General features: G+C 64.0%; 8 protein-coding genes. 5 read left to right on the top strand and 3 right to left on the bottom strand.

Annotated features, from left to right (window positions below; all coding sequences use genetic code 11):
• Positions 1 to 209: 209 nt before the first annotated feature.
• Positions 210 to 1,106, bottom strand: a complete 897-nt coding sequence (locus IEX61_RS11425) for a hypothetical protein (protein WP_054672670.1) — start codon at positions 1,104 to 1,106, stop codon at positions 210 to 212.
• 216 nt (positions 1,107 to 1,322) lie between these two features.
• On the opposite strand from IEX61_RS11425, the gene IEX61_RS11420 reads away from it, so the two are divergent.
• The 5 genes from IEX61_RS11420 to IEX61_RS11400 all read left to right on the top strand — a co-directional run bounded on the left by IEX61_RS11420 (position 1,323) and on the right by IEX61_RS11400 (position 7,450).
• Positions 1,323 to 3,419, top strand: a complete 2,097-nt coding sequence (locus tag IEX61_RS11420; RefSeq protein ID WP_188818143.1) for a thioredoxin domain-containing protein — start codon at positions 1,323 to 1,325, stop codon at positions 3,417 to 3,419.
• Between the two features lie 148 nt (positions 3,420 to 3,567).
• Positions 3,568 to 4,590: a type I phosphomannose isomerase catalytic subunit gene (locus IEX61_RS11415; RefSeq protein ID WP_229725857.1), complete on the top strand. Its 1,023-nt coding sequence runs from the start codon at positions 3,568 to 3,570 to the stop codon at positions 4,588 to 4,590.
• Between the two features lie 83 nt (positions 4,591 to 4,673).
• The gene (locus IEX61_RS11410) at positions 4,674 to 5,750 is read left to right on the top strand and encodes a YpdA family putative bacillithiol disulfide reductase (RefSeq protein WP_188818141.1); all 1,077 of its coding nucleotides are present in this window, start codon (positions 4,674 to 4,676) and stop codon (positions 5,748 to 5,750) included.
• A gap of 289 nt (positions 5,751 to 6,039) precedes the next feature.
• Positions 6,040 to 6,549, top strand: a complete 510-nt coding sequence (locus IEX61_RS11405; protein ID WP_083463070.1) for an Lrp/AsnC family transcriptional regulator — start codon at positions 6,040 to 6,042, stop codon at positions 6,547 to 6,549.
• A 112-nt stretch (positions 6,550 to 6,661) separates the two neighbouring features.
• On the top strand, positions 6,662 to 7,450 hold the full coding sequence (locus tag IEX61_RS11400; RefSeq protein ID WP_188818140.1) for a prepilin peptidase: 789 nt from the start codon (positions 6,662 to 6,664) through the stop codon (positions 7,448 to 7,450).
• 10 nt (positions 7,451 to 7,460) lie between these two features.
• On the opposite strand, the gene IEX61_RS11395 is transcribed toward IEX61_RS11400, so the two are convergent.
• Positions 7,461 to 8,024, bottom strand: coding sequence for a DUF502 domain-containing protein (locus IEX61_RS11395; RefSeq protein WP_054672810.1), 564 nt, complete (start codon positions 8,022 to 8,024; stop codon positions 7,461 to 7,463).
• A gap of 81 nt (positions 8,025 to 8,105) precedes the next feature.
• Entirely contained in the window at positions 8,106 to 9,272 is a 1,167-nt protein-coding gene (locus IEX61_RS11390) for a cation:proton antiporter (protein WP_054672815.1), read from the bottom strand.
• Positions 9,273 to 9,418: the final 146 nt, after the last annotated feature.

Genomic DNA, 9,418 nt, shown 5'->3' with positions numbered 1-9,418 from the left:
CGATGGCCTTCTTCCCCTTCTCCGGGTGGAAGGACTCCTTCTACGGCGACCTCCACGCCAACGGGCTCGACGGGGTGGAGTTCTACACGCGCAAGAAGATGGTCACCGCGCGCTGGTGACGAGCGGCGCATCCCCACCTGCTGAGGTCGGCGGTCCGCATTGCCAGTCCGAACAAAAGGGTCGGCATCTCGCCGACCCTTTTCCCTCCTTCAATCGTCCTCCTCATCGTCATCGTCTCCGTGTTTGCCTTTTTTGTGGCCTTTCCCTTTTCCTTTTCCTTTCCCGTGGCCGGACTCGAGCTTCAGCTCTACCTTTTTCTCGTTGACGAACGTGATGGCCACCTCGATTTTTTCAAAATCGCTTCCCGTGATGCCCAGCGCCTGCAGCACGCGCGCGGCGATCTCGTCGTTGTCCATGTTCGGAGACAGTCCGAGCCTTTCGACGAAGGTGCGGAGATACGCGCGTTCCCAGCCGTTTTGCTTGAATTTCAGCTCGTATTCCTCGCCGTTTGCCAGTTTCACTTCGAGCGCGAGCTCTTTCACGGCGAGCGGTTTCCCCGTTCCGCCGGTCGAGGTTCCGGCGGGAGCGGCCGGCGCGGCGAGGGGCGTGTGGGACGTCAAGGTGGTGCTGCCGGTTGCAGCACCAGGCGTATGCGGTGACGCGGAGACCGGTGGCGCTGCCGATTGATCCGAGGTGGCCGCCGTTTCCGTGGCTGAAGGTTCTGCCGCGAGCGCTTCGCTTCCCTTGGCGATGACGTACCGCACGCGCCATTTGCCTTGCTCGGTGTTGACAAAGGCGCTGATGGAATCGCCGACGCGCAGGGCGGAGAAATCGGTGATTTGGCCGTTGCGGTAGACCGTCGTGTCGGGTGCGAGCACGAGCTCCCACCGCGCGTTCGCCTTGGCGTCAAACACGCCGACGGTGTGGGTTTGCGGATCGAGGGAGGTGATCTTCCCCTCGACTTTTTTCAGCAACGTTCCCGTCGCCGCTGCCGGTTCCGCCGCGGGCGGGGCGGACGTTGTCGTTTGATCGGCGAAGGTGAACCAGGCAAACGAAAGCACGAGCATGAACAGGGCCCCGATCCCCATGTATGCCAGCTTCTTCATGTGTTTCGCTCCCCTCCCAAAGGTTGTGCTCTCTCTAAATCTCTTCGTGGGGATGGCGTGTGGTTTGTCGGTGGCCCATATTGGCGGAATCCCTTTGTAAAGCGTTTGGGAGGGAGAGAGGGGAGGTCAGCTTCCGAGGGAGAAAGAAGATGGTAAACGTTTCCCGATTGGGGTACGATAAGGGTACCACGAAGCGGAGGGGGGAGGGGCAGTCCCATGTCTGGGCAGGCGGAACGGAAGCCGAACCGTCTCATCCACGAAAAGTCGCCCTACCTGTTGCAGCACGCCTACAATCCGGTCAACTGGTATCCGTGGGGCGACGAGGCCTTCGAGAAGGCGAAGCGCGAAGACAAGCCGATCTTTCTGTCCATCGGGTATTCCACCTGCCACTGGTGCCACGTGATGGAGCGGGAGTCCTTTGACGACGAGGAAGTGGCCGCCATCTTAAACCGCGACTTTGTGGCGATCAAGGTGGACCGCGAGGAGCGGCCCGACATTGACCAGATTTACATGATGGTTTGCCAGGCGATGACGGGGCATGGGGGATGGCCGCTGACGATCATCATGACGCCGGACAAAAAGCCGTTCTTCGCCGGCACATACTTTCCCAAGCGGGGCCGGTACGGACGGCCGGGGCTTTTGGACATCCTGGAGCGAATCGCGGAGGTGTGGAAACACGACCGAACCCGCATCGACCGGGTAAGCCAGAACGTGCTGGACGCCGTACAGCCCCATTTCCAGAACCGCCCCGGCGAGCTCGATGCGGCTGTGCTGGATGAGGCGTACCGGCAGTTCGCCGAGCGGTTTGACGCCCAATACGGCGGGTTCGGTCCGCCGCCGAAGTTTCCCACGCCGCACAACCTGATCTTTCTGCTGCGCTACGGCCGCCTCACCGGGAACGCGCACGCCACGGCGATGGCAACGAAGACCCTTGACGCCATGCACCGCGGCGGCATCTACGACCACATCGGCTTCGGGTTTGCTCGCTATTCGACCGACCGCGAGTGGCTCGTGCCGCACTTCGAGAAGATGCTCTACGACAACGCCCTCCTGGCCTATGCGTATCTCGAGGCGTACGAGGCGACGGGAGAGGCGTGGTATGCCCGCGTGGCCCGCGAGATTTTTGCCTACGTGGAGCGGGAGATGACGGACCCGGGTGGCGGGTTTTACTCCGCGCAGGACGCCGACTCGGAGGGCGTGGAGGGCAAGTTTTACGTGTGGACACCGGAGGAGGTTAAGGCCGTCCTCGGCGCGGAAGAGGGCGCGCTCTTCTGCGATGTGTACGACATCACGCCCGGCGGGAACTTTGAGGGCAAGAGCATCCCCAACCTCATTCACACGTCGCTCGAGTCGGCGGCGCGGCGCTACGGGATGACGACGGAGGAGATGGAGAAGCGCCTCGAGGCGATGCGCCAGAGGCTTTTTGCGGCGCGCGCGCAGCGCGTGCCGCCGCACAAGGACGACAAGATCCTCACCGCCTGGTGCGCCCTGATGATCGCCGCGCTGGCCAAGGGGGCCAAGGTGCTGGATGAACCGGCCTTGGCCGATCGGGCCAAGCAGGCGGCATCCTTCCTCTTCGCCAAGCTGCGCCGCCGCGACGGACGGCTTCTTGCCCGGTACCGCGACGGCGAGGCGGCCCATTTGGCGTATCTCGACGACTACGCCTTTTTGGTGTGGGCGCTCCTGGAGCTGTACGAGGCCACCTTCGAGGTGCGGTTTTTGCGCGATGCGCTGGAGCTTGCCCGGCAGATGTTCGACCTGTTTTGGGATGACCAGGACGGCGGCCTGTTCTTCACCGGACGGGATGCCGAGGCGCTCATCGCCCGGCCCAAGGAGGTCTACGACGGCGCGACGCCTTCGGGCAACTCCGTGGCCGCCTACACCCTCGTGCGCCTGGCGCAGCTCACCGGTGACGAGGCGCTGCGCCGGCAAGCTGACGCGCAGCTGCAGGCCTTTGCCGGCGACGTGCGCGCGCATCCCAGCGCCCATGCCTTTTTCCTGCTCGCCCTCTTGGCCGACGTGGCCCCGTCTGTCCAGGTGGTCGTCGTCGGGCGGACCGGCGCGCCGGATACGGAGGCGATGTGGCGCGCGGCGCGCAAGGTGTACGCCCCGCAGGCGGTGATCTTGCTTGTTCCCGAGGGGGAGGAGGCGCGCGCCGAGGTGGAGGCCCTCGCACCGTTTGTGGCGGGCATGCGGATGGTGGACGGAAAGGCGACGGCCTACCTCTGCCGCCACTTTGCTTGCCAGGCGCCGACGACGGATCCCGAGGAGGTGGCTCGGGAGCTGTCCCAAGTAGCTATCGCGTCCGATTAAAGGTTGTGGCCGGATACGGGGGTACTTCCATTCCGGCATGGCCGATTCCAAAATCGGGATGGCCGTCTACCGTCCGCAGGATACGGACAAGTAGACGACCGTGTGTCGAAGCCGCAACACGGTTGCGGACAACCGATTTCCTGCGCGCATGAAGGAGCGATCGGCGATGAACCCCTACCCCCTTCTCCTCGAACCCACCTTTCACGAGCGCATCTGGGGCGGAACGGCCCTGGCCGACCTGTTCGGCTACGCCCTGCCGTCGCCGCTTATCGGCGAGTGCTGGGCCGTCTCCGCCCACCCCAACGGCCCGAGCGTGGTGAAGAACGGACCGCTGGCGGGGAAGACGCTTCTGGATGTATGGGCGGCGTACCGCTCGTGGTTCGGCCCGTTGGCGGCCGACCGCTTCCCCTTGCTGGTGAAGCTGATCGACGCCAACGACGACCTGTCGGTGCAGGTGCACCCCGACGACGCCTATGCCCGCGCTCACGAGGGGGGCGAACCGGGAAAATCGGAATGCTGGCTGATCCTAAAGGCCGCACCCGGTGCCTCCCTGGTGTACGGGCACACCGCGACGACGCGCGAGGAGCTTGCGGCGCACATCCAGCGTGGCGAATGGGATCGCCTGCTGACCCGCGTGCCCGTCAAGCCGGGTGACTTTCTGTACGTCCCCAGCGGAACGGTGCACGCCATCGGCAAGGGCATCGTGCTCCTGGAAGTGCAGCAAAATTCCGATGTCACGTATCGTTTGTACGATTATGACCGCCGTGACGCCTCGGGGCGGCCACGGCCTCTGCACGTGGACAAGGCCCTCGACGTGGTCACCGTTCCCGCCTGCGTACCCGTCGTGGCGCCGGCGGTGCGCCACTGTCCCGGCGCGACGGTGACGCGCTATGTGCGCACACGGCACTTTGCCGTGGAGCGTTGGACGGTACACGGCACGGCCGCGCTGGATGCGGTGCGCACCGCCTTCGCCGCACTCTCCCTGTTGGACGGGGCCTGTTTGGTTCGGTGGCGCGGCGGCGAACTTCTGTTACGCAAAGGCGACCACGCGCTGGTTCCGGTGCTGGAGGGGGGTGCCGAGCTCGTGGGAAGGGCGGACGTGGTTGTCGCGTATCCCGGGAAAGCGGAGGAAGCGGCATTGGAAGCGGCGGCCGGTCGTGCGCCCGACTAAGGCGGCCGCGTTTCGCATCCTTTAGCGGCCTGGAGAAGAGGCTAGACCTGTGATAGGATGGGGGTGAAAGGGAGGGAACGGACGTGTTGGAACTCGTCATCGTCGGCGGCGGCCCGTGCGGGCTTTCCTGCGCGGCGTACGCCCACAAGGCGGGCTTGCCCTATCTGGTGCTGGAAAAAGGCAGCATCGTCCACACCATTGCCCGCTTCCCCACGGACATGCGCTTCTTCAGCACGGCGCTGCGCATGAGCATCGGCGGCGTTCCCTTTGTGGCCAGCGAGCCGCATCCCACGCGCAAAGAGGCCCTCGACTACTACCGGCAGGTCGTGCACACCCTCGGCCTGGCCGTGCGCACCTTTGAAGAGGTGACGGCCATTTCCCGGGAAGCGGACGGCACCTTCCGCGTCGTCAGCCGTCCGCACCGCCGTCCGGAACAGCCCAACGAATACCGGGCCAAAGCGGTGGTCGTGGCCACCGGCTATTTCGATTGGCCCAATCGCCTCGGCGTGCCGGGAGAAGACTTGCCGCACGTGTCCCATTACTACCGGGAAGGACACGCCCACTACGGGCAGCGCGTCGTCGTGGTCGGCGGCGGCAACTCGGCCGTTGAGGCAGCCCTCGACCTGTACCGCTGCGGCGCACAGGTGACGCTGGTCCACCGCGGCGCCGATGTCCACGACAAGGTGAAGCCGTGGGTGCTGCCCTTTTTCCGCAGCCGCGTGAGGAAGGGGCAGATCGCCACGCGGTTTGGCACGCGCGTGGTGCGCATCGAGCGCGACGCCGTGGTGGTGGAAAGCGCCGGGCGGCAGGAGGCGCTGGCGGCCGACGCCGTTTACCTGCTTACCGGCTTCCGCCCGCATCACGCCCTGCTCGCCAACCTCGGCGTCACGATTGACGGGCAGACGGGGGCGCCGGTGTACGATCCGGCGACGATGGAGACGAACGTGCCCGGCGCATACGTCGCCGGTGTGGTGGCAGCCGGCCATGACGCCAACCGGATCTTTATCGAGAACGGGCGCTTTCACGGCCTGAAAATCGTGCGCCACCGTTTGGCCCTGCGCGGCATGTCGGCGGCGGAACTGGATGAGCGGGTCGGGCCGCTGCCCACCGATCCGGATGAGCTGGAGGATCCGACGTTTGTCGTGGGCCGGGCGCTCTGAACGGTTTCGGGTTTCCCACGTGGAATCGGATACGCCCCTGTGGCGAGAGGCCGCAGGGGCTTTGTCGTGTTGAGGCGGTTATGGAAAACGAACGCAATGGAAAGACTAGAGCTGGCACCGTATCGCGCTTACCTGGACTGAATGCTCTGTCACTTAATAGGGTGAAGCGCAGGGAGAATAGCCCGTTTCCCTTTCGCGCCGTCCACGGGAATGAAACCGAAAAAGTTTGTGAAAATAACGTTTGAATACTTGAAGAACAACTGGTACAAAGATAAAATGAGGTTAGGCCATGAATTATGATGAAAGCGAGGGAATTTGGATGAAGTTTGATCATATAGACAAACAGATTGTTGACATTCTTCAACGCGAGGGGCGCATCACGATGACGGAGCTGGGACGCCGGGTCGAGCTGACCACCCCGGCGGTGACGGAACGCGTGCGGCGGCTGGAGGAAAACGGCGTCATCCGCGGTTTTCGCGCCGATGTTTCCCGCGCCCACCTCGGAAAACCGATGACCGCCTTTTTCCTGTTGCGCGTGCATGCCGATGCCACGGAGGCGTTCATCCAATGGGCCAAAGAGGCGCCGGGGGTGTTGGAGTGCCACCGGGTGAGCGGCCGCGCCGACTTTTTGCTGAAGGTGGCCGTGGCCGACATTGCCGAACTGGAACGGGTGGCTGACCGCTGCCGCCCCTACGGGCAGGTGGAGACGCACATCGTCACCACCACCGTGATCGAAGGGAAAGCGATGACCGTGCCGGAAGAGTTGGTGGCCGAGCGCAGCCGCGGGAAAACGGCATAAGGCGAAGGCGACCGGAATCGGGGAGAAGGGCAAGTCCGCTGGGCTTGTCCTTGTTTTCTGCAGAGCGAGCTTGCAAAGGGAAAAAGAGATGCTGAGGGAGAGGAGAGGTTCCATGCAGCCCGCGCTTTCCGGCTGGACGGACGATGCCGCGGTTTTGGCGTGGGGGCTTTTGTTTGGGTCGTTTTTGAACGTCGTCGCGTATCGCGTGCCGCGCGGGATCTCCGTGATCTGGCCGCCGTCGGCCTGCCCGCACTGCGGCGGACGCCTCGCCCCGCGCGACCTCGTTCCCCTGTTCAGCTACCTGTGGCTGCGCGGGCGGTGTCGGCGCTGCCGCGCGCCGATCTCGCCCCTCTATCCCCTGGGCGAAGCGCTCACGGCGCTGACCTTTTGGCTGGTGTGGCACCGGGTGGGGCCAACGCCGGAGCTGGCCGTCGGCTGGGGGTTGGCCAGCTTGCTGGTGGCGGCGACGATGGCCGACCTGCGCGATCGGCTCATTCCCAATCGCATCGTGTTGGCGGCCGCGATGTTCCTTGGGGGATGTCGCCTCCTCACGCACCCGCTGCCCCTTGAAGCCTACGCGCTGGGAGCGGCTGCGGGGTTTGGCGTGCTCTATGCCCTGAATGGGCTGAGCCTGCTCGTGTACCGACAGGAAGGAATCGGCGGCGGGGATATGAAATTGATGGCGGCGGTGGGGCTGGCCGTCGGGTGGAAAACGGTGTTGCTCGCGCTGCTGATCGGGTCGCTTCTGGGCGGCGCCGTGGCGATTCTGCTGCTGGCGACCGGAAAAGCGCACCGCCGCCAGTACCTGCCCTTTGGGCCGATGCTGGCGGCGGGAAGCCTGATCGCCTACCTGTGGGGCGACGCGCTGATCGCCTGGTACCTGGGGTGGTCCATCTCGTGAGCGCGCCCTGTCATTTCGAGGAAATCCCGGCGCTGACCACGAATTTCAGCGCCTCTTCCACGGGGATGTCGACGATCTCCACGTCTTCCTTGGGGACAAGGACCGTATGGCCAGCCCACTGCATGGACTGCAGGATGTAGACGGCCACGTGATCCTTCCCCACGTCGCCGAGCTCGCGGATTTCCTTTGCCGTGACGAAGCCGACCAGCTTCATCGACGTGCCGGGAATGCGCACGATGGCTACCTGCTGGAACGACTTGCGCTCGCCGAGGAGCGACTCGATGGTGTCCTTGATCAGCGTATACACCAAGCGAATGAGGGGAATGCGGCGGACGACGCGGTCGATGAGGTTGACGAGGCGCTGGCCGACCCAGTTGGAGGCGAGGTAGCCCACAAGGGTGATGCCGACCAGGGCGAGGAGAATGCCCAATCCGGGTACGGGCAGGGGGCGGTTGAGCACGTCGGCGATGAGCGTGTCGATCCACTGCAGCACCTCGGTGACGAGAAACACGGTCAGGGTGATGGGCAGCAGGGTGATGAGGCCGTACACAAAGAATTTGACCAGCCGTTTCATCGCCTTCCTCCTTTTTGTCCCTCCTTTTCCAGACACCCCGAGTATACCAAGGAATGACAACAACGGGCAAGAAAAAAGCCGTCAGCTTGTAGGTCTGACGGCTTCGTTCGTTTGCGGCGGCTGGTTGCGGTAGACCCACTTGAGCAGTGGCGGCGTGGCAAGGGTGGTGACCAGGATCACCAGCACCATCACGGTGAACAGGGATGGAGGAAGCAGCTTTTCCGACAGCCCGAGGGAGGCGATGATGAGCGCCACTTCGCCGCGGGAGATCATGCCGACGCCGACGGCGAGGGACGGCCGGTGAGCGAAACCGGAGGCGCGGGCGCCGAGGTACGCGCCGACGAGCTTGGTCAACAGCGCCACGATGCTCAGGATGACGGCCAGCCAGACGTAATCGCCCAGCCCTTTGATCTCGGCAGCCACCCCGATGCTGGTGAAGAACACGGGCACGAAGAAGGCGTAGCTGATGGGCTCCACCTTCTCCACCACCTGGCGTTCGAACTTCGTCGCGCCGATGGCCGCGCCGGCGATAAAGGCGCCGATGATCGGGGCGATGCCGAACGCGTCGGCGGCGTAGGCGTAGAAGAAGCAGATGATCAGCGCGCCGCTTGCCAGCGACTCGGTTACCCGCAGGCGGGACAGCCAGTTCACGACGGGCGGCACGACCTTCCAAGCAACGAGGAGCGCGCCGGCGAAAAAGAGGGCTTTCTTGAGCATGAGGAGGCCGATGTTCACCTCTTCGGCCCCGGTCAATGTCATGACGACGGCGAGGAGCAGGATGACGAGGATGTCGTCGACGACGGCTGCTCCCAGGATGGCCATGCCTTCGGGGGAACGCAAACGGCCCAGTTCGCGCAGGGTCTGCACGGAGATGCTGACGCTGGTGGCCGTGAACAAGAGGCCCATGAACACGGATGTCACGGTGTCGTAGCCAAACAGCACGCCCACCGCGTAGCCGCCGATGAACGGGAAGACAATGCCGCCAACCCCGACCAAGAGTGCCGGCTTGCCGCTCTTTTTGAATTCGTCGAGATCGGTCTCCAAGCCGGCCAGGAACATGAGCAGGATGACGCCGATCTCGCTCAGTTCCTTTAAGAGCTCGGTGTTTTCGATCAGCCCGAGCACCGACGGGCCGAGGAGGATCCCGACGAGCAGCTTCCCGAACACGGCCGGTTGCCCCAACTTCACGCTGACGTCTCCGGCGATCTTCGTGGCGAGCAGAATGAGGGCCAGCTGGAGAAAGAGCACGATCACCCCTCCTGCAAGCGGTTTTCCGTCGCGAAAACGCACAACAATTTTATTTTACTACAAATGATTGTTGGGTTTGTACCCCACGCAATCACGAGCTTTTTTCGCTGTGCCTGTATCTCGGCCTGATCTGCATCAGGCCATCT

This window comes from Calditerricola satsumensis (assembly GCF_014646935.1).
GTDB lineage: Bacteria > Bacillota > Bacilli > Calditerricolales > Calditerricolaceae > Calditerricola > Calditerricola satsumensis.
The sequence above is the reverse complement of the archived record's forward strand: the minus strand, read 5'-3'. Positions and strand labels throughout refer to the sequence as shown.

What these genes read in the sequence shown, in the direction of transcription:
- IEX61_RS11425 (WP_054672670.1), bottom strand. Translation starts at nt 1,106, where the DNA reads ATGAAGAAGCTGGCATACATGGGGATCGGGGCCCTGTTCATGCTCGTG.
- IEX61_RS11420 (WP_188818143.1), top strand. Translation starts at nt 1,323, where the DNA reads ATGTCTGGGCAGGCGGAACGGAAGCCGAACCGTCTCATCCACGAAAAG.
- IEX61_RS11415 (WP_229725857.1), top strand. Translation starts at nt 3,568, where the DNA reads ATGAAGGAGCGATCGGCGATGAACCCCTACCCCCTTCTCCTCGAACCC.
- IEX61_RS11405 (WP_083463070.1), top strand. Translation starts at nt 6,040, where the DNA reads ATGAATTATGATGAAAGCGAGGGAATTTGGATGAAGTTTGATCATATA.
- IEX61_RS11400 (WP_188818140.1), top strand. Translation starts at nt 6,662, where the DNA reads ATGCAGCCCGCGCTTTCCGGCTGGACGGACGATGCCGCGGTTTTGGCG.
- IEX61_RS11395 (WP_054672810.1), bottom strand. Translation starts at nt 8,024, where the DNA reads ATGAAACGGCTGGTCAAATTCTTTGTGTACGGCCTCATCACCCTGCTG.